The organism is Rheinheimera sp. (assembly GCF_965283995.1).
GTDB lineage: Bacteria > Pseudomonadota > Gammaproteobacteria > Enterobacterales > Alteromonadaceae > Pararheinheimera.
This window is the reverse complement of sequence record NZ_CBDIQG010000001.1, coordinates 1,338,282-1,358,602: the sequence shown is the minus strand read 5'-3', so window position 1 is coordinate 1,358,602 and position 20,321 is coordinate 1,338,282. Positions and strand designations below refer to the sequence as shown.

Here is a 20,321-nt window from a genome sequence, read left to right as displayed (position 1 = left end):
CTCAGTTCAGTTGCTTCAGGCGGGCGAATTCAGCCTGCCATTGTTTTTTCTTGGCTTCTAAACGACGGCTTTCCAGTTTGTCGGTTTCAGCCAGCCGGTTCAGTGATTCGTTAATATCATCAATGGCTTTGGGGTAAATCGCCAGCTGGTAATACAGGTCTGCACGCGCTTCAAAGTACTTTGCCATATCGTTCAGTGACTTATAGGCATCAATCAGCATTTCATATGCCAGATAGGTATCAGGCTTAAAATACAGCAGGTTTTTCAGCAGGTGCAGTGCCAGCCGTTCGGATTTGGCCGCCATCGCTGCATTCGCGTAGTTTAACGTGATGACCTGATTGTTTGGCCGCAGCAGATATTCCCGTTCCAACATCTGCAGCGCTTTATCTGTTTGTTTGGTCTGTATATACACGTCCGTCATGGCATCAATGTAAAACAGATTTTTGTCGTCATGCGCACGCAGCTTCAGCAGGATCTGCTCAGCCGCTTTGACGTCACCGCTGTCGAATAGCGTCAGCGCCAAGCCATATTGGTTGGCTTTGGTATTACCGCCGGGCGTGGCAACTTTTTTCTGGAAATAGGCCAGCGCTTCTTTGCCTTTTAACTGATAACGCGCCCAGATCCGGGCTTTGGCCAGCGCAAAATCGCTGCTGTCCGGCACAAAACGGCGCTCAAACTGCTCTGCGCGCACCCGGGAGTCGCTGATCCGCGCCTGTGACAGTGGGTGAGTGTACAAAAACGCCAGCTGGGTATTACTAAAACGGGTTTTTTCACTGAGTTTGTTAAAAAACTCTGGCATCGCGTAGGGGTCATAACCGCCTTTGGCCAATAGCTGAATGCCAATGCGATCTGCTTCCTGTTCATTGCTGCGGGTAAAGTTGATCGCTGTTTGTGCCGCGATGCCTTGAGTCGCCATTAAGCCGGCCATGCCGGCTTCCGGATTGGCGATAGTCAGTAAAATTGAACCTAATAACGACGCCATCGTCAGTGGCGCATTTTGTGATTTAGCCTCCACCGCCCGCGCAATATGGCGCTGCGTGACGTGGACAATTTCGTGCGACATGACCGAGGCGAATTCACTTTCACTGTCTGCAACTGCCAGTGTGCCGGTATTTGACACTATATTGCCGCCAAGCATGGCAAAAGCATTAATCTCGGGGCTGTTGACCCAGGAAAAAGTGAATGGAAACCGCACGCCTTCGGCTTTGGCCACTAACCCCTGACCCAGCGTATGCAGATATTCATCCAATAACGGATCGCTGACCATTGGCAGCTGGGCCCTGGTTTGTTTCAGCATCATATCGCCAATCAGCTTTTCTTTATCGGGCGATAAGCTGGAGAAGGCATTCACGCCCAAATCGGGCAGGGTGGTGGAATTCACTGCCGCTGCACTTAGTGGCAGCGCCAGCACCGAACAAAACGCAATTTTCAGGAGATACGTCATCTACTTCTTCTGCTCACCTTGGATCCCGGATCTCAATCCCTGCAGCTGCAATGCGTCCGCATCAGCCTGGCCCAGGCGTTTTTCCTGCGCCTCAAAGAATGCCTTGATGGTCATCCCTTCGACTTTTGTAACGTTGGTGTATTGCTGCATGAACTGAATGACTTTGTGTACGGTTTTGTGTGCATGCAGAATTAAGGCAAAATCTGCATCGTCGCCGTGCTCAAAGTAATATCCGATGAATTTATGTAATTGGTTGACCCGCAATAACAATCGCATCGAAAGCGGGTCCCACAGATTGAACTCCATCAGCCGGTTGCCTTTGACATACTGGTCAATCTCCTGGTCTTTGGCATAGGGGATGGCGTGAAGTTCAAAACCACGTTCAGAAAAAACCTGGTACAACGCAATACGCGGCTTAGTGTCACATTGGATCTCGTTATTGTCGTCGACGTACCCGCCGAGTAGCGCGAGATTCCAGTTGCGTTTATCGATGATTTTTTTCACTGCGGTATCAAAACCGTGGGTCAGCATCCCTTCGGATTCGCCCAGTGATTGCGACACCATATGATAAAACGGCGGCAGCTCGCCCCAGTTTATTTGTTTTTTGTACCAGTTGATGTCTTTTAACGACGGATTTGCCGGTAACTTATGTCTGTTGCCATTCTGAGACATGGGTTATTCCTCCTGGCCCGGTGTTGATACCGGTAGCGTCAGGCTTTATTCCGGCGCCGGGGTGGTCCGGACCAGCAAAAGCCGTTGTTTTGTCATAGAGTTAAAATGTATCACAACTTCTTTGGCTGTTGTCCCTTCAAGCTGACTTTTACCGTCGTTTGGCCGGCAATTGTACAATGTGACGCGATGGTAGTGCCGTTCAGTGGTCAGCAGGGACAGGCTCAGCGACCTGCAACTATCGCCGGCGATATACAGCAGACTTCAGACGATGATCCCGTGGAGTGCATCATGACAGAACCGGTACAACAAACCTGGTATGCCCGCAGTCTGACGCCAGAGCGTTTATTACTGTTTAGTCTGCTGTTGATTGCCGCAGGCTTATATGCCGCAGGTGACGTGTTGCTGCCCGCATTACTGGCGTTGGTCGTAGCTTACCTGCTGGAACGACCGGTGCAATGGCTGCAAGCTGCAGGACTCCGGCGGGCACATGCCGTTTGTGTTGTCATGTTGGCGGTCTGTGCCTTGCTTTGGTGGCTGCTGGCGACCCTGTTGCCACTAGTCTGGTTGCAGGGGCAGGCATTTCTCAGCGCTTTGCCGGATTTAGCCGCAACCGGACGGCTGTATCTGGAGCAACTGTGGTCAGCGCAAAACAACTGGTTCAGTGAGCGTCAGCTGACACTGGTGTTGCAGCGACTGGAAAGCCAAAGTCTGATTTTTCTCAATTCGCTGCTGGCGTCATCTTTGGATGGCGTTGCCGGCGTGTTCTATGCACTGGTTTATCTGGTGTTGTTACCGATGATGGTGTTTTTTCTGCTCAAAGATAAAGACAGTCTGGTGCACGGTATTCGGCGCTGGTTACCGGGAACCGGTCACTTACTGCGTCCGGCCTGGCAGGAACTTGATCATCAGCTGCTTGGCTACATGCAGGGCAAGTTACTGGAGCTGGTGCTGCTGGCGCTGGCTTGTTTCCTGTTATTCAGTGCTTTTGCATTACCTTACGCATTGCTGCTGGCCATCCTGGTCGGGCTGTCGGTGTTTATTCCGTATCTGGGGATCGCTGTGGTGACAGTGCCAGTGGTGCTGGTTAGTATCGGTTTATGGGGCCTGAGCAGCACCACCGGCTGGTTGCTGCTGATTTACTTCCTGTTACAGGTGCTGGATGCCTATCTGCTGGTGCCGATGTTGTTCGGCCGTGTCGTCGACATGAATCCGTTTTACATCATGCTGGCGGTGCTGGTGTTTGGCGGGCTGTTTGGTTTTTGGGGCGTGGTGTTTGCTATTCCGCTGGCGTCGCTGCTGAAGGTTCTTTTTCATACCTTTGGACCTGCGCCCGGATAGCTGGTAAGTGATATTTTTGCCATAACAAATGAAACATACCGGCGCGGTATTGCTGTTCCAGCAATTGTTCTAATTTCGGTGCCAGCTGGAAATTTGGCGACTGACGGGAGAATGCCAGATAGCCGCGTATATTCTGATTGACATGGTAGGGCTGGCGTTTCAGGTCCGTGATTGCCAGACCCGCAGCGGAAAATGAGCCTTCAGCGGTTTGCTCTACCGTGATGGCATAATCTGCCCGGCCTTTGTGGACCATGTCCAGTGAAATTGCTTCGGTGTTCACGGCGATTTTTTCGAAATTTGTCGCCTGATCAAATTCAGTAAAATACACCGCATCGCGCATCACGGTGACGGTGCTGCCTTGCAGATCGCCCACTTTGTGGATCTCCCGGCGCTGGTTGTGCCGGCTGTAAAACACAAACGACGAGACAAAGTTCATCATGGCAGGTTGGATAAAATGCAGGAATTTCTCACGCTGCGGCGATTGCAGCAAGCCGGCAACGATATCGACCTCGCCGGTTTCAGCCATTTTCAGACAGCGGGGAAACGGACAAACCACCACTTCGATGCGCAGACCAAGCTGGCGTGCAGCAGGTCGTAACAGGTCCAGTGACAGGCCATGTGGTTCAGCGACATCTTCAGTGAAATAATAAGGAGGGCTGTGATACATCGCCAGTTTTAACACCGGCATATCTGCGCGAAGCGGTGGCGCTGCCAGCAGGGGCCAAGCGAGCAGAAATAATGCAACAGACAGCAATTTAATCAACACAGTTGGCATACACACCTGACTTCAATAGGGGCCGCTGACAGTGTCGTGTTCCTTGCGGAGAATTCCTAGATCTGAAAGTCGTCAGAATACCTGAAATCTGACCTGCAATCCAGCGCTCAGTTGGCGCGGCCCCCCCGGTTCCAGGCTGCGCCCCGATGCCTGATTGACGACAACGGCGCCGATATACTGCTGATCAGTCAGGTTTTCTGCACTCAAATGCAGACGCCAATCCAGCACACCATACTGGCCCTGCCAGCCGGAGTCGATATCAAGCAGGCCATAGGCCGGCGCAAACTGCTGATTCAAATCGTCAGTCGCCACACGGCTGAGCCGGCGATAGCGCAGCGCAGCAAACCAGCCGCTGCCAGGTTCAAAACTCAGTTGCCACTGTTGCTGTTGCGCCGCGACGCCGGGTAACTGCTGACCCGCGGCGGCATCCGTATATGCGGCATCGAGCCAGGTCAGGCTATAAGCCAGTTGCCAGGCCTGACCGAATTGTTGTTGCAGGCTGAACTCAACGCCCTGACGGCGGGTGCCGGCGGCATTCTTAAACACAGTCCGGCCGCCACTGCTGCTGTCGACGACCAGTTCGCGCTCGCTGGTCAGATAAAACAGGTCTAGTTGCGCCTGACTCAGTCCGGCAGTTAAGTATTGTTGCCATTTTAAGCCACTGTCCCACTGCCGATTCCGGGCGCTTTGCAGCGCCAGATTGAGGCCGCTTTGGCCACGTTGATAAGCCATTTCTGTCAGCGTCGGGCTCTCAAAGCCGCGACCAGTGGCCGCGTGCCAGGACCAGTGTTCATTTAGCGCATAACGAAATCCCAGAGCATGAGCACGGCCCTGATCCTGTTTTGCACCGCTGTCATCGGGGTTGCCGGGCACGATAAAGCGATCCGTGCTTTCAAAACGCAACCAGGCTAAGCGGGCGCCACCATGCAACGTCAGCGCGTCGCTGGCATCATAGCTCAGGCGCAGCGCAGCATCCTGACTGCGGCTGGTGCTGACATCATCCCGGCGCAGCGCGCCTTGCTGGCCAAACTGATTGACATAACCAAGCCGGTTATCGCGGCTTTGCTCATGGCTGAGCGACCACTGCCACGACAGGCTCTGCCAGCGGTCTTGTTGTTGCCATTGCAGGCCGAACATGTCGCGTGACAAATCAACGACACCGCCGGAGCTGGTGATGGCTTCACCGGTTTGGGTCAGGAACTGCGTTATTTGGCGTGAAGTCAGATAACTGCTGAGCTGCCAGTGGCTGCTTTGCAGACTGATACCGGCCTGGCGTTGCAAGGTGGTTTTATGGCTGTCGAAACGCGAGGCGAGGGCGGAGGTCTGATTTGGGTTTTGCTGCCACTCACTCAGCGTCAGTGCGCCCGGATCATCCAGACGCGGGTCGCTGCTAAAGTCGACCCGGGCATTGAGCCGCAAAGAGTCTGTGAGCTGAACCTGTTGTTTCCACAACGCTTGTTGCCGACTGGCGCGGTTGTGTGGACGGGTGCCCTGATGATCCAGTTGCTGCAGCATCACAGTACCGAACGCGCCATCAGCGCGCAGACTTTGCTGGCGGTGATCTGCACTTTGTTGCTGTGATAACGCCAGCAGGCCGGGCTCAGCCGGTTTACTTTGCCAGGCAATGACACCACCGGCGGCATTACCGTACAAGGCAGCGAAAGGGCCTTTCAACACTTCGACACTGGCGAGGTCGGCGGCAAACAATGCTCCGGGCTGCGTCTGACCGTCAGGTGTGGTCAGCGGGATGCCGTCCAATAACATCCGCACGCCGCGTACGCCAAAGCTGCTGCGACTGCCAAAACCGCGAATACTCAGCCTGCTGTCCTGGGCCAGATTGCTACGCAGGTCGGCCTGCACACCCGCCATGCCTTGCAGCAATTTCAGTGCATCCTGGGCGGGTATATCCTCGTCAAACTGGCGGAAACTAACAGCCGCCGGAGTCGCCAGCCAGCTCACGGGCAGCGCTGTGGCGCTGATAGTCAGATGTTCGAGCGGATCTGCAACAGGACCTGCCAATACAGCGCCGCTCAGCGGTAACCACAGCAGCACTGAGCTTAGCCGGCCGGTGTTAGGCGCAGTACCGCGCCTTTGTCTTCGTCAGTCAGCAGATAAATAGCACCATCCGGCGCTACTTCTACATCACGGATGCGGGCACCGATCCGAATACGCTCTTCGTGCACCACTTTGTCATCTTTGATTTCCATGCGCACCAGCTGACCGAATTTCAGCGAGCCGACCAACAGGTTATGTTGCCATTTACTGAACATCGCGCCCTGATAAAACAACATGCCGCTGGGTGCGATTGACGGTACCCAATAATGCAGCGGTTGTTCCAGACCTGGTTTTTTCGTCACGCCGATAACACCACCGCCATATTCTTCACCGTAAGTGATCAGTGGCCAGCCATAGTTTTTGCCAGCAGCAGTGATATTGATTTCATCGCCGCCCTGCGGGCCATGTTCATGGGTCCAGAGCCGGCCGGTGTTATCCAGCGTGGCACCCTGAATATTGCGATGGCCATAAGACCAAATCAGCGGCTGCGCGGTTTTATCCTTGGCAAATGGATTGCCGGGCGCAGCGTTGCCGTCCGGTGTGATATGCGCAACTTTGCCTACCAAGGTCGTTAAGTTCTGCACGGCTTCGCGCTGACTGCCGCGATCACCGGTGGTGACAAACAGGTTGCCATCGGCTTGTTGCACCAGACGGCCGCCAAAGTGATATTTACTGTCAAATTTTGGTGTCTGGCTGAAAATAACTTTGAAATCTTTTAATGCCTGACCATCCAGGCGGGCCTTGGCCACTGCGGTGCTGTTGGTGTTGTCGGCGCCCGGTTCGGCGTAGCTCAGGTAAATCAGTTGGTTACTGGCGAAATCTTTATCGAGGAGCACGTCGAGTAAACCGCCTTGTCCGGCAACGACAATATCAGGCAACCCGCTGATTGGGGCACTGACCTTGCCAGCTTTATCAATATACCGCAGCCGTCCGTCGCGCTCAGTGACCAGCAGTTTGCCATCCGGCAATATGCTGATACCCCATGGATGTGCCAGATCTGTGGCGACGGTGTCGATTTTCAGATTGCCATGCTGGGTTGCGATAAACGCCGGATCCGCCATCACGGCAGCGCTGCACAAGGTTAAAGCCAGAACAGTTTTACGCATGAAATACTCCTTAAACCTTTAATCCTTCCGCCTGCATCGCACGTTGTACAGCCGGGCGGCTTTGCACACGCTGCTGAAATTGTTGCAGCAAGGGGTGGGGCGTTAAATCGACATTGACCATCCGCGCCCAGCCCAGTACCGTAAACAAATAGGCATCAGCCACAGTGAAATAATCGCCGAGCAGAAAGTTTTGTGCGTTAAGCAGCCGTTCGGCTTGTGTAAGCCGGGTGCTTAAACGTGTGCGGGCAGCGTCTTTAGTGACGTCGGCTGCTGTCGGGTCAAACAGCGGTGTGAAGTTTTTGTGCAGTTCGGTTGCAATAAAATTCAGCAACGACTGCAAGCGATAGCGGCTAAAACTGCCGTTGGCCGGAGCCAGATTGGCCGCCGGTGCCTGATCGGCAATGTATTGCAACAACGCCGGGCCTTCACTGAGCAGCTCACCATTTTTCAGTTGCAGCGCTGGTACATACCCTTGTGGGCAAATCAGGTGATAATCACTGCCATCCGGCAAGGTCTTACTGCGCAGATCCACGCGGATAATTTCATGTTTTAAACCCGCCTCTTCCAACGCGATATGCGAGGCCAGCGAACAGGCGGCCGGGGCAAAATAAAGCTTCATAATCTATGCTCCGCTGCAGGCGGCAACAGCCGCCGGATAAAAACGGCCGCTGACAGCGACCTTATAATGCTTTGAGAACGACATCATGATGGTTGCTGGTTTTGAACGCGTCAAACACCTGACTGATGCGGCCGTCCTGCTCAATCAAAAAGCTGATGCGGTGGATCCCATCGTAGACTTTACCCATAAATTTTTTCTCACCCCAAACGCCAAAAGCGTCGGCAAGCTGGTGCTCCGGATCGGATAACAGTGTGAAATTTAACGCGTCACGTTCGGTAAATTTGGCCAGGCTTTTCACCGGATCGGTGCTGACGCCGACAGCAACCACGTTTTTAGCGGCGAGCTCAGCTTGAACATCCCGCAGACTGCAGGCCTGCACGGTACAACCCGGTGTCATCGCTTTTGGATAAAAATACAACAGCACCCGATGACTGGCGAGCAGCGCTTTGAGCTCAATAGAATCGCCATGTTGATTTTGCAGGGTAAAGTCGGGGGCTTGCTGACCAGCGGTTAAAGTTTGCATGTTCTCTCCAGTGCGGCAACGATCGCGGCGGCAGGACTTAGCTTTGTAATTCGAAGCTGCCCTGCAACTGCATTTGATTAAATTTGGCCTGCAGCAGACGTTTGATTTTGTCGCCGTCGAGGCCGTGCGGTAATTGCACAGTCATCACGGTATGCGTTTGCGCCGGTTGCTGCGGGTCCGGCTGCAGCGTTTCCGAGCGTAGGGCTCCGATGTATACCTGATGTTCTGCCAGCAGGCTGGAGATCGCACCCAGCGTGCCGACCCGGTCCACGCCGGTATATTCGACAATATAAGGTGCTGATAGCGTGGGCAAAGTGCAGGATGACGTACGTTTGGACATCGTCAGCAGATCAAGCTCAAATGCGGAACTTGGCAGCAGATATTCGATTTTGCTGATTGCGGCGGCGTCACCTGATAACAACATGATAAACGTGAACTCGTTACCAAAAATCGCCATCCGGCTGTCAACGATGTTGCAGTTGCAATCACTGACCAGACGGGCCAGCTGACTGACGATACCTGTACGGTCTGTGCCAATGGCGGTGACGACCAGTTGTTGGGGCATGTGCGCGCATAAATCCAAATTCAACAAGGCCCGGAGTGTAACATAATCCTTTGAAATTTCATCAGGGAAGGAACGTGCGCTTGTGTTCAGGCACTGCCGTCATTAATATGAGCAGCCTGATTTTTATGGAGCTGCAGTTAAAATGTTCAGTGGTAGTCACGTCGCCCTTATTACACCAATGCTCAAAGATGGTCAGGTGGATTATCCGAGCCTGAAGCGATTGCTGGATTATCAGCTGGAGAATGGCACCGACGGCCTGATTATTATGGGGACGACCGGCGAAGCCGCGACTATTCCTTTTGCTGAACAAATTGATGTTTTGCAGTATGTGTTGGTGCATGTACAAGGCCGGATCCAAGTCATCGCCGGGAACGGTTCTAATAGTACTGCTGAAGCGGTTGAAAAAACCAAAGTGTTGTCGGCGCTGCCGATTGATGGTTTTCTGACCGTGACGCCTTATTACAACAAACCGACACAACAAGGTATGCTGGCGCACTTTAAAGCGGTCGCCGGCGCCACAGAAAAACCGGTATTGCTGTATAACGTGCCGGGTCGTACCGGCGTCGATTTACAGCCGGCCACAGTGGCTGAACTGGCGAAAGTGCCAAAGATCACTGGTATTAAAGAAGCAACCGGCAGCCTGACCCGGTTAAAAGAGCTGCAAGCGCTGGTCGGTGCTGATTTTGCGTTGCTCAGCGGTGATGACGCCAGTGCCTGTGATTTTCTGTTGCAGGGTGGTCATGGCGTGATTTCGGTCACCACCAATGTCGCACCCAAAGCCATGGCACAGATGATTAAGGCAGCGCGTGCCGGTCACATGGCAGCAGCCCGTGAGCTGGACCAGACCTTACAGCCGTTACATCGCGACCTGTTTATTGAAAGCAACCCAATTCCGTCGAAATGGGCGTTATTGCGGTTAGGGCTGATTTCTTCTGATTTTGCCCGTTTACCACTGACTCAGCTGGAACCAATTCATCAGAGCGCAATCGAACAAGCGCTGCATGCAGCCAACCTGAATCTGTAACTGAATTTTTGACTTTATCCTTACATAGGAGTGCTTAGGTGCATTATTGGATCCCCGGCGCAGTAGCAGCCACTTTGTTGTTGTCCGGCTGTTCGTTGTGGCCTGCTGCCGAAAAAACTGCTGTGAATGAACAGCGTATTGCAGAATTGAATATCCCGGCTGGCCTGAAAGCGCCGAAAAAACCTGGGCAATATGATTTACCGGCCAAAGTTGCCGCCGGTGTCAGCCCTGAGCAAATGGATTTACGCGCGCCAATGCAGGTGCTCGCCGTGGCGACCAATGCCCGGGTTGAAGAAGAAGAAAAAGAAGCCCGTGTCTGGTTTGAACGTTCAGAGTTTACCGGCGACTTGATGCCGTACTTACAAAACAATATCAATAGCTTCTTCAGCAAAAACACCATTGACGCCACCCATCCGCAGCAACTGCAATGGCAGACTGACTGGGTCAGTTCTTATCAGGAAACCGGTTGGTGGTTGTGGAAAGGGCAGGAGCTGACACAACAAAGCAAATTCAATGTGGTGCTGGAGCCACGCAGCCATGGCCGTACTATCGCGGTACAAGTCAAACTGCAGGAACACAAATACACCGATGAGACGCAAAAACTGACACCAATCAGCCAGCGTCGCGAAGAAGTGCATTTCCTCAACCGTATTATCGATCATATTGCCACTGTTGAGCTTGCGGCAATTCGTGAAGCGAAAGCCAAACTGCCGGATGTGTTGTTAACCCGTGCGGTCAATGACAAACAAGAACCTGTCATGCTGACGACACAACCGATCGACGTCGCCTGGTCACAGCTTGAGCTGTTATTGGAGAAAGTCGGACTGGAAGTTACCGATCTGAACCAGTCAGATTACGTGTATTACCTGAAATACATCAAAGCTGAACAGGGATTCTGGGACAGTATCTGGGGCGATGAAGATCTGCCGGAATTACCGTTAACTGCAGGCGAGTATCAGCTGTCGCTGAGCAAAACCGACAAAGGTACGGCGATTAAGATCAAAGACAAAGACGGTAAAGTGCTGGATCAGGCTACGTTAGATGCAGTCTACGAAGTCTTTGCCGCTGCAATTCGTCAGGGCAAACTGGAGCTCTGATCGGTTGCAGTAACCACACAGACAAGGCGCAAAGTTTCTGACTTTGCGCCTTGTGCTTTGTTATCGACGGTATTGAGATCGGGTCACAGTACACAGCGCATTGTGATCCCGGCAGCATCAGATAAAATACAGCAGTAGCGGGCTGCTCTGGCCTGACACTGGAGGGGATTTACCATGCCTGACTGGCGTTTTTTCCGGAAAGTTACTGGCTTGTTGTCAGTGATTATTGTGACGTTTGCTACGCCAGCTGCGGAATTAACCGATCTGTATCAGGCGACAGTGCCAGCGAATCAAAGTCAGGCCATGTGGCAGCGCCAGGCCTTGCAGGCAGTCTTATTAAAATTGACCGGCAGCACTGAGGTCCAAAGCTTGCCGGGTCTGAGTGATGCATTAAAAAACAGCGGCCAGTTTGTCGTGCAGTTCCAACAGGTGCAGCAAGAAGGCCAGAGCCAATTGTTAGTGACGCTGGACGGACAAAAAATCACCCAACTGTTACAGAGTCAGCAAATCCCGGTGTGGGGGCCACGTCGGCCTGATGTGTTGTTATGGTTGACTGAACGTCCTGTGGAAACGCCACAGTTTGTGTTAAGCCCTGATCATCCGTTGCGTAAAGCGCTACAAACTCAGGCGACCTTGTTTGGCCTCAGTATCCAGTTCCCATTATTTGATGAAACCGATACCACGCTGGTGAATGAAGCTGCGAGCTGGGGCGGTGACTGGGTCTTATTGCAACAGGCATCAGCACGGTATCAGGCAACCGAAGTGTATAACCTGTTGTTTGATCAGCTGACAGACGCCAGCGGCCTGGTCCAGTTCCGTTTGACCTGGCAGCAACTTCAAGATGGGGCGGTGCAAAACAACGAGTTAATCAATGCCGACGCCATGGTGCTGGCGCAGCAGTTTTGCAGTGCATTGGCCAAAGCGCAGGCCACCCGTTACGCCGTGCGTATTGCGGCTCCCGGTGCCATCGCCGGCAGCAACAGTCTGCAACTGACCTTTGATGGCGTCGGTAGCCTGACTGATCTGGCCCGACTGCGCCAGTTGTTCGACGCGATGCTGACTGTCCGTGAACATAGCCTGGTGCAATATAGCGCCGGACAGGCCGTGCTGAAGTTACAGCTTTCAGCCAGCAACGAAGAGTTTTATCGGGCGCTGAGTCTGGTGCGGGAACTCACACCGCAGCCGGACACTGCTGCGCCTGATGCATCGGTTGAGCAGGTTGCCGTGGCTGGTACTGCTGCAGAGCCGGTGATCAGTGATGCCGAAGCGGCGATGGAAGCCGCTCTTGGCGATGGCACGGCACCGGTAAATGACAGTGCGGTGGTCACAACGGATGCAACGGCTGCAAACGCCCCTGCGCCGGCCTTGCCAGTTGGTCCGGCATTGAGCGGACAGAATTCAGTCGCGGCGGCTCTGCAGATCAGTACGCGTTATCTGTTCCGGCGCCAATAATGCAGGCACAGCTGCAGCCAACCCAGTTTACGCTGGCCGTCACTTTACCGGATGATGAAACTCTGCACAGTTTTTACGGCGCAGACAGTAGTCCAGCCGTGGCATTTATTCAACAATATCTGCAACCGCAATCGACCGCATTGTCGCCACAGCCGCCGGTGTTTGTATTTGGCGCTTCCGGCAGCGGCAAGTCGCATTTACTCTATGCCGCCTGTGTGCAGGCGCAGGAACTCGGCCTGACCAGTCAGCTGCTTGCGCTCGACGAATTTGCGCAATACAGCCCGCGCATGCTGGATAATCTGGAGCAGCTGGATTTGGTTTGCCTCGATAATATCGGCGCAGTCGCCGGCGATTCACACTGGCAGGTCGCTCTGTTTGATTTGTACAACCGGCTGGCGGAGCACGGAAAAAAATTGATCATCGTCGCCGATGACCAACCCACTGCGCTCGGCTTTACGCTGCCGGATCTGGTGTCGCGGTTACAGGCCTGCACGGTTTTCCAGCTGCGGTTGCTTAGCGATGATGACAAGCAAAAATTACTGCAGCAAAAAGCCAGGGTGCGGGGGCTGGATCTGCCAGACGAAGTAGCGCGTTATCTGTTAAACCGCCAGCAACGCGATATTCGTGCCCTCGTCAGCACCCTGGATATTCTGGATAAGGCTTCGATGGTGCACCAGCGTCGCCTGACCATTCCTTTTGTCAAAGACGTCCTCCACAGTACTTTCCCGCTAACGGAGCGCTGATCCGGCAGATTTTCCGCCATTTTGCTAAAATTTTCCTGATGATACCGCGCCCAAAAGCAGCGAAATTGTTGTAAAATCGGCGGTTTTAGCAAACAAGCTGGTCTGAGGAAAATCATGAACCTATCTGCCATCTTAGACAGCGCATTGCAGGCTGTAGCCGCTGCGGCTGACGTCAATGCGCTGGAAGACGTCCGGGTCGAGTATTTCGGCAAAAAGGGCAGCATCACTGAGCTGTTAAAATCCTTAGGGGCGATGGATGCCGAGGCCCGTAAAGTGGCCGGCGCACAAATCAACGAGCTGAAACAGCAAGTACAGGACGCATTAAACGCGCGTCGCGACGGCATGCAAGCTGCCGTGCTGGCACAAAAACTGGCCTCTGAACAAATCGACGTGACCTTACCAGGCCGCAGTATTGAACAGGGCGGTTTACACCCGGTTACCCGCACCATCCGCCGCATTGAAACCTTTTTTGGCGAGCTGGGCTTTGAAGTCAAACACGGACCGGAAATCGAAGATGATTTCCATAATTTTGATGCGTTGAATATTCCTGAGCATCACCCGGCCCGTGCTGATCATGACACTTTCTATTTTAATCCCAAATTGATGCTGCGTACGCAGACGTCTGGCGTGCAGATCCGCACCATGGAAACTGAACAGCCACCACTGCGGATCATTTCGCCGGGTCGGGTCTATCGCAACGACTACGATATGACGCACACACCAATGTTCCACCAGGTCGAAGGCCTGATGGTCGACAAAAATGTCAGCTTTACTGAACTCAAAGGCATTTTGCACGACTTCCTGAACAACTATTTTGAAGAAGATCTGCAGATCCGCTTCCGTCCTTCGTTTTTCCCATTCACTGAACCTTCGGCTGAAGTGGACGTGATGGGCAAAAATGGCAAATGGCTGGAAGCTGTTAGGCTGCGGCATGGTGCATCCGAACGTGTTGCGTTCCGTCGGCATTGACCCTGAAGTGTACAGCGGTTTTGCTTTTGGCATGGGCGTTGAGCGTCTGACTATGCTGCGTTATGGCGTCACCGATCTGCGTTCATTCTTCGAAAATGATCTGCGTTTCTTAAAACAATTTAAATAAGCCGGAGCGAAACAATGAAATTCAGTGAATCCTGGTTACGGGAATGGGTCAATCCGGCCTTATCAACGCAGGAACTGGCCGAACAGATTTCAATGGCTGGCCTCGAAGTAGACGGCATTGATGCGATTGCCGGTGCATTCAGTGGTGTGGTGGTCGGTCATGTGGTTGAATGTGGCCGCCATCCGGAAGCGGATAAATTACAAGTCACCAAAGTGGATATTGGCAGCGGTGAGCTGCTGGATATCGTCTGTGGTGCCGCCAACTGCCGGCAGGGCTTAAAAGTTGCTGTCGCCACTGTTGGCGCGGTGCTGCCGGGTGATTTTAAAATCAAAGCAGCCAAGTTACGCGGCCAGCCGTCTAATGGCATGTTGTGCTCGTTATCTGAGCTTGGCATGGCGGAAAGTTCAGAAGGCATTATTGAGTTGCCGGCGGACGCGCCACTGGGCAAAAATATCCGCGAATACCTGCAGTTAGACGACAACGCTATCGAAGTCGACTTAACACCAAACCGCGCAGACTGCCTTGGTATGCTGGGCCTTGCCCGCGAAGTTGGCGTGCTGAACAAGCTCGATGTATGCCAGCCGCAAGTAGCTGCTGTCACTCCAACTATTGATGAGCAGCGTACTATCACGCTGCAAGCGCCAAAAGCCTGTCCACGTTATTTGGGCCGGGTCATTCGCAACATCAACGTCGGTGCGTTGACACCGCTGTGGATGGTGGAAAAATTACGCCGCAGTGGCATTCGCTCGATTGATCCTGTCGTAGACGTGACCAACTATGTGCTGGTGGAACTAGGTCATCCGATGCATGCGTTTGATTTAGCAAAAATCGACGGTGGCATTGTGGTGCGTCTGGCCAAGCCGGAAGAAAAATTGGTGCTGCTCGATGCAAGTGAAGTCGCCTTAAATCCACAGACATTAGTGATTGCTGATGAGCAAAAAGCACTGGCGATGGCCGGTATTTTTGGTGGTCTCAACAGTGGTGTGACCAAAGACAGCCGCGATATTTTCCTTGAAAGCGCATTTTTCGCACCGACGGAAATGGCCGGTCGCGCCCGCCAATATGGCCTGCATACCGATGCATCGCATCGTTATGAGCGCGGTGTTGACCCTGAGTTACAACGCACGGCGATGGAACGTGCGACCGCACTGCTGCTGGAAATCGTTGGTGGCGAAGCCGGCCCTGTGGTGGAAGCCAAATCCGACGAACATTTGCCGAAAGCCGCCCAAATCAACCTGACCCGGCAGAAACTGGACCGCATTCTCGGTATTCATATCGACACGGCGACAGTGACAGAAATTTTCCGCCGTTTAGGTTTTGCTGTCTCTGAGCAAACAGACAGCTGGCAGGTGTCTGTTCCAACTTATCGCTTTGATATCAGTATCGGTGAAGATCTGATTGAAGAAGTGGCACGGGTCTATGGTTATAACAGCATTCCAAACGTGGCGCCGGTGGCATCACTGGCGATGCGTGATCACCGTGAAGCGGACATTTCAGTGCACAGCCTGCGTGATTTGCTGGTCGACCGTGGTTATCAGGAAGCGATCACTTATTCATTTGTCGACCCGAAAGTTCAGCAAGTGCTGTTCCCGGGAATTGAAGCGCTGGTGCTGCCCAATCCAATTTCTGCCGATATGTCAGCGATGCGGTTGAATCTGTGGCCAGGTTTATTACAAGCCGTGCAATACAACCAGAACCGCCAGCAAAACCGCATCCGACTGTTTGAGTACGGCCTGAAGTTTATCCCTGATGCTTCAGCTGAAGGCGGTGTGCGTCAGGTGCCGGTGATCGGCGGTCTTATTGTTGGTTCTTATGGCAACGAACACTGGACCATGCAGGAACGTGCCGTTGATTTCTACGATGTCAAAGGTGATGTTGAAGCGCTGCTCAGCAAAACTTCAGCGCCTGATGAATTCAGCTTTGGCAAAGGTGAGCACAGTGCCTTACATCCGGGCCAAACGGCAGCGTTGCTGCGCAATGGTCAGCAGGTTGGTTTACTGGGTGCGTTGCATCCGGAAGCTGAACGCAAACTCGGGATTAAAGGCAAAGCTTTCCTGTTCGAATTAGAGCTGGCCGCCTTTGGCGACAAGCACATTGTTTCTGCTCAGGAAATCTCAAAATACCCGGCAAACCGCCGTGATTTGGCAATTGTCGTAAAATCTGATGTGCGTTTTTCAGATATCCTTGCTACTATAAGAAAAGTTGGCGGAAATCAACTAGTTGACCTAAAGTTGTTTGACGTGTACACAGGTCAGGGTGTGGCTGAGGGTATGAAGTCGCTCGCTATCGCTTTGACCCTGCAGGACAAGACGCGGACCCTGGAAGATAAAGACATCCAACAAGTGGTGGCTTCCGTGGTGCAGGCACTTGGAGATGAGTTCAACGCAACGTTGAGGGATTGAGAATGGCGCTTACCAAAGCCGATTTAGCAGAACGTTTATTTACTAAGTTTGGCATCAGCAAACGCGACGCCAAAATGATAGTAGAGTCATTTTTTGAAGAGATCCGTCTCGCCCTTGAAACCGGCGATCAGGTCAAACTGTCAGGCTTTGGTAACTTTGACCTTCGGGTGAAAAATCAGCGGCCAGGTCGTAATCCAAAAACCGGTGAAGATATTCCGATCTCTGCCCGTTGTGTGGTGACCTTCCGTCCCGGACAGAAGTTAAAAAGCCGGGTTGAAGTCGGCACCGCCAAGAAATAACTGGTGTTATCGTAGAAAAAAGAGCGCAATGGCTATGCCAGGGCGCTCTTTTTTTTATTTCCGGATAACGTCAGCATGGCGGATGTGAACCATTTAGTTTTCAAATGGATGTCAGCGTTGCTGTCACCTTGTATCTGACTTTTTTTCTTTTTGCTGATCCAAAGATATTTCAGGACTGTAATGCACACTCAATCCAACCTGTTTAATGCTGCAATGAAATTAAAAATTGGCATCAGTGCCTGCGTGCTTGGCCAGAAAGTCCGTTATGACGGGGGCCACAAACAATCCGATTTTTGTACCGCGACTCTATTACCCTTTGCTGATTTTGTGCCTTTTTGCCCCGAGCAGGCGCTTGGCATGGGCGTGCCGCGTCCGGCGATCCGGCTGATGAAAAATGCCAGTGAACAGATCCGGCTGGTCAACAACAAAGACAGCAGTATCGACCATACCGATGCGATGCAGGCACTTTGCGCCGAACGGCTTCCGCAGATGGCTGATTTTTCTGGTTATATTGTCTGTGCCAAGTCACCAAGCTGCGGAATGGAAAGAGTCCGGCTGGTCGACGAGAAAGGCGCGCAACTGGGCAAAGTAGCGGTCGGCCTGTTTACCCGCGAATTGATGCAGCAATATCCCTGGTTGCCGGTAGAAGAGGATGGCCGTTTACTCGACGCCGGGATCCGTGAAAGTTTTGTCACGCGGATCTACGCACTGGCACACTGGCAACAGTTGATGGCTGATGGCTTTAGCATTGGTAAGCTGGTGAAGTATCACAGTCAGTATAAATTTGTGTTGCTGGCGCATCATCCGGTGGCCTACCGCGAACTGGGCCGGCTGGTGGCGCAAGGGAAATTGTTTGCACCGGCAGAGTTGGCTAACCGTTACCTCATTTCGATGCAGCAGGCATTGACGCAACCGACCACGCGGAAAAATCACGCTAATGTATTGATGCACCTGCAAGGCTTTTTCAAAAAGGTATTGAGTGCTGAAGCCAAAGCCGAATTATTGCAACTTATCCACCAGTATCGGTTGGGGCATATCCCACTGTTGGCGCCATTGACGTTACTGAAACACCATTTAAGGTTGCATCCGGACGACTACGTCGCTTGTCAGCGCTACCTGCAGCCGTTTCCGACAGAGCTTGGAGTGCGGATTTGAGTTCCTTTCAGCTGGTTTGGTTGCGTAACGACTTGCGTCACTACGACAACGCTGCTCTGCATGCTGCGGCGCAAACCGGGCTGCCTGTGGTGGCTGTGTTTATCGCCACGCCACAGACCTGGCAACAACATGATATGGCGCCGATCAAGCAGGATCTGATCCGTCGCCGGGTAGGCGCGCTGAAACAAGAGCTTGCGGCACTTGGGATCCCGCTGCTGGCCATTGAAGCAGGGGACTACCGCGATTGTGCGGCGATCTTGCAGCGACTGGCTCAGCAAGGTGCTGCGGGTCTTTACGCACAAACCGAATACGAGCTGCGGGAACAGCAACGGGATTTGGCAGTGAAGCATGCCTTACAGGCGTTTGGCATTCCCTGTTATTGGTTTGACAGCCAGTGTGTGATGCCGCCGGGTTCTGTTCGCAGTAAAACCGACGCTATTTATAAAATCTTTACTCCCTTTAAGAAAACCTGGTTGTCGCAGCTGCAGCAAAAAGGTGTGCAGGTGCTCGGCAAACCTTTGAGACAACAATGGTTTCAGCTCGACGAGAGTGGTTTTACACCGATGCATGCCGGCGACAACAGTTCTGCCGCCTGGCCTGTCGCTGAACAACAAGTGCTGGAGCAGCTGCGTAGCTTTTGCCGCGAGCGCGTGCAGGATTATCAGCAAGCACGCGATTTTCCGGCGATTGATGGCACTTCCACTTTATCGCCTTATCTGGCGATCGGCGTGGTGTCGGCGCAGCAGGCTGTCGCGCGGCTGCAAACCGAGGCCGGTAGCGCACTGTGGCAAGAGGGCTCGGGCGCTGCGGTCTGGCTGTCGGAATTGATTTGGCGCGAATTCTATAAACACATCCTGGTGGCGTATCCGCAACTGATTAAACACCGGGCATTTCAGCATGACACTGAAGCCATTGTTTGGGGCAATAATGAAGCCTGGTTTGTCGCCTGGTGCGAAGGCCGCACCGGCTATCCGATTGTCGATGCAGCGATGCGGCAGTTGAATCAAACTGGCTGGATGCACAACCGCCTGCGGATGATCACCGCCAGTTTTTTGGTGAAAGACTTACAAATCGATTGGCGCTGGGGCGAGCGTTATTTTATGTCGAAGTTAATCGATGGCGAGTTCGCCGCGAATAACGGAGGCTGGCAATGGGCGGCCTCAACAGGAACAGACGCCGCGCCCTATTTCCGCATCTTCAATCCGGTCACCCAAAGTGAAAAATTCGACCCCAAAGGGATTTTTCTGAAAAAGTATCTGCCTGAGCTTGCCGGTCTTACGGGGAAACAGCTGCATTGGCCACACCCTTTGCCAATGTCAGTACAGTATTTCCGTCCGGTGGTTGATCATGCCAAGGCGCGGCTGCGTACTTTAAGTATGTTCAAAGCTGCAAGGGGTGAATCGGTGGACTTATTACCCGATGAACCAGCGCAGCTGGCACTGGGATCTTCTGACGGACTTTAAGTAATGCAAACTGAATCATCAAATGTTATGGAGCCTCAGCCCGCAGCCTTTAACAGGCTGGCGCTGTTTGTGGAATTTTATAACCAACTGAATTTTTCTAACCTCGCGACTTTACGCGATTTATATGCCGATAATGTCGAATTTATCGACCCGGTGCATCACATTTGCGGGCTGGCTGCGCTGGAGCAGTACTTCGGCCACGCTTACCAGAATCTGCAACAATGTGAGTTTGAAATGGGCGCACACGGCGTCGGGCCGCATTGGGGCTTTGTTAGCTGGCAAATGCGCTTTCGCCATTCAGCGATAGGCTCGGGCAACCTGATCGTGGTAGATGGCACGACTGAACTGACTTACGACGCTGCTGGCAAAATTGTGCGCCATCGCGACTATTACGATTTAACCCAGATGGTTTATCAGCATTTACCGGTGATTGGCTGGCTGACCGGTAAGGTCCGCAGCCGCATGGCTGAAGCCTGAATCTGCTTTTTCTTTT

18 protein-coding genes and 1 pseudogene are annotated in these 20,321 nt (G+C 53.0%); 11 read left to right on the top strand and 8 right to left on the bottom strand.

Going from position 1 to position 20,321, the window contains the following annotated elements:
• Position 1: 1 nt before the first annotated feature.
• Both ACQ66Q_RS06155 and ACQ66Q_RS06150 read right to left on the bottom strand, forming a co-directional pair.
• Positions 2-1,444, bottom strand: a complete 1,443-nt coding sequence (locus ACQ66Q_RS06155; protein ID WP_430455984.1) for a M48 family metalloprotease — start codon at positions 1,442-1,444, stop codon at positions 2-4.
• Positions 1,445-2,116, bottom strand: a complete 672-nt coding sequence (locus tag ACQ66Q_RS06150) for a hypothetical protein (protein WP_430455983.1) — start codon at positions 2,114-2,116, stop codon at positions 1,445-1,447.
• A 288-nt stretch (positions 2,117-2,404) separates the two neighbouring features.
• On the opposite strand from ACQ66Q_RS06150, the gene ACQ66Q_RS06145 reads away from it, so the two are divergent.
• On the top strand, positions 2,405-3,454 hold the full coding sequence (locus ACQ66Q_RS06145; RefSeq protein WP_430455982.1) for an AI-2E family transporter: 1,050 nt from the start codon (positions 2,405-2,407) through the stop codon (positions 3,452-3,454).
• On the opposite strand, the gene ACQ66Q_RS06140 is transcribed toward ACQ66Q_RS06145, so the two are convergent.
• The 6 genes from ACQ66Q_RS06140 to ACQ66Q_RS06115 all read right to left on the bottom strand — a co-directional run bounded on the left by ACQ66Q_RS06140 (position 3,393) and on the right by ACQ66Q_RS06115 (position 9,097).
• Positions 3,393-4,229: a substrate-binding periplasmic protein gene (locus ACQ66Q_RS06140; protein ID WP_430455981.1), complete on the bottom strand. Its 837-nt coding sequence runs from the start codon at positions 4,227-4,229 to the stop codon at positions 3,393-3,395. The two genes, ACQ66Q_RS06145 and ACQ66Q_RS06140, sit on opposite strands and share 62 nt — an antisense overlap.
• A 72-nt stretch (positions 4,230-4,301) precedes the next feature.
• Positions 4,302-6,281, bottom strand: coding sequence for a TonB-dependent receptor family protein (locus ACQ66Q_RS06135; protein ID WP_430455980.1), 1,980 nt, complete (start codon positions 6,279-6,281; stop codon positions 4,302-4,304).
• Positions 6,282-6,286: 5 nt separating this feature from the next.
• Positions 6,287-7,390: a PQQ-dependent sugar dehydrogenase gene (locus ACQ66Q_RS06130; RefSeq protein ID WP_430455979.1), complete on the bottom strand. Its 1,104-nt coding sequence runs from the start codon at positions 7,388-7,390 to the stop codon at positions 6,287-6,289.
• Between the two features lie 10 nt (positions 7,391-7,400).
• On the bottom strand, positions 7,401-8,009 hold the full coding sequence (gene gstA, locus ACQ66Q_RS06125; protein WP_430455978.1) for a glutathione transferase GstA: 609 nt from the start codon (positions 8,007-8,009) through the stop codon (positions 7,401-7,403).
• A gap of 61 nt (positions 8,010-8,070) precedes the next feature.
• Positions 8,071-8,532 carry a thioredoxin-dependent thiol peroxidase gene (gene bcp / locus ACQ66Q_RS06120; protein ID WP_430455977.1) on the bottom strand — a complete coding sequence of 154 codons (462 nt, stop codon included), beginning with the start codon at positions 8,530-8,532 and terminating at the stop codon, positions 8,071-8,073.
• Positions 8,533-8,569: 37 nt separating this feature from the next.
• Entirely contained in the window at positions 8,570-9,097 is a 528-nt protein-coding gene (locus tag ACQ66Q_RS06115; protein WP_430455976.1) for a glycine cleavage system protein R, read from the bottom strand.
• A gap of 142 nt (positions 9,098-9,239) precedes the next feature.
• Here ACQ66Q_RS06115 and dapA point away from each other — a divergent pair, with 142 nt between their 5' ends.
• The 10 genes and pseudogenes from dapA to ACQ66Q_RS06065 all read left to right on the top strand — a co-directional run bounded on the left by dapA (position 9,240) and on the right by ACQ66Q_RS06065 (position 20,305).
• On the top strand, positions 9,240-10,121 hold the full coding sequence (gene dapA, locus ACQ66Q_RS06110; protein ID WP_430455975.1) for a 4-hydroxy-tetrahydrodipicolinate synthase: 882 nt from the start codon (positions 9,240-9,242) through the stop codon (positions 10,119-10,121).
• 38 nt (positions 10,122-10,159) lie between these two features.
• Positions 10,160-11,218, top strand: a complete 1,059-nt coding sequence (gene bamC / locus ACQ66Q_RS06105; RefSeq protein ID WP_430455974.1) for an outer membrane protein assembly factor BamC — start codon at positions 10,160-10,162, stop codon at positions 11,216-11,218.
• Positions 11,219-11,392: 174 nt separating this feature from the next.
• The gene (locus tag ACQ66Q_RS06100) at positions 11,393-12,670 is read left to right on the top strand and encodes a DUF2066 domain-containing protein (protein ID WP_430455973.1); all 1,278 of its coding nucleotides are present in this window, start codon (positions 11,393-11,395) and stop codon (positions 12,668-12,670) included.
• Positions 12,670-13,413 carry a DnaA regulatory inactivator Hda gene (gene hda, locus ACQ66Q_RS06095; RefSeq protein WP_430455972.1) on the top strand — a complete coding sequence of 248 codons (744 nt, stop codon included), beginning with the start codon at positions 12,670-12,672 and terminating at the stop codon, positions 13,411-13,413. Before ACQ66Q_RS06100 ends, hda begins: the two co-directional genes overlap by 1 nt.
• Positions 13,414-13,524: 111 nt before the next feature.
• Positions 13,525-14,509 (top strand): annotated as a pseudogene (pheS, locus tag ACQ66Q_RS06090) (phenylalanine--tRNA ligase subunit alpha).
• Between the two features lie 14 nt (positions 14,510-14,523).
• On the top strand, positions 14,524-16,911 hold the full coding sequence (gene pheT / locus ACQ66Q_RS06085) for a phenylalanine--tRNA ligase subunit beta (protein ID WP_430455971.1): 2,388 nt from the start codon (positions 14,524-14,526) through the stop codon (positions 16,909-16,911).
• Positions 16,912-16,913: 2 nt separating this feature from the next.
• The gene (ihfA, locus tag ACQ66Q_RS06080) at positions 16,914-17,210 is read left to right on the top strand and encodes an integration host factor subunit alpha (protein ID WP_377246960.1); all 297 of its coding nucleotides are present in this window, start codon (positions 16,914-16,916) and stop codon (positions 17,208-17,210) included.
• Between the two features lie 180 nt (positions 17,211-17,390).
• Complete coding sequence (locus ACQ66Q_RS06075; protein WP_430455970.1) at positions 17,391-18,365, top strand: YbgA family protein; 975 nt, start codon at positions 17,391-17,393, stop codon at positions 18,363-18,365.
• Positions 18,362-19,828, top strand: coding sequence for a deoxyribodipyrimidine photo-lyase (gene phrB / locus ACQ66Q_RS06070; RefSeq protein WP_430455969.1), 1,467 nt, complete (start codon positions 18,362-18,364; stop codon positions 19,826-19,828). The genes ACQ66Q_RS06075 and phrB overlap by 4 nt, the downstream gene beginning before the upstream one ends.
• Positions 19,829-19,897: 69 nt before the next feature.
• On the top strand, positions 19,898-20,305 hold the full coding sequence (locus tag ACQ66Q_RS06065) for a nuclear transport factor 2 family protein (RefSeq protein ID WP_430455968.1): 408 nt from the start codon (positions 19,898-19,900) through the stop codon (positions 20,303-20,305).
• The last annotated feature ends 16 nt before the right edge of the window (positions 20,306-20,321 follow it).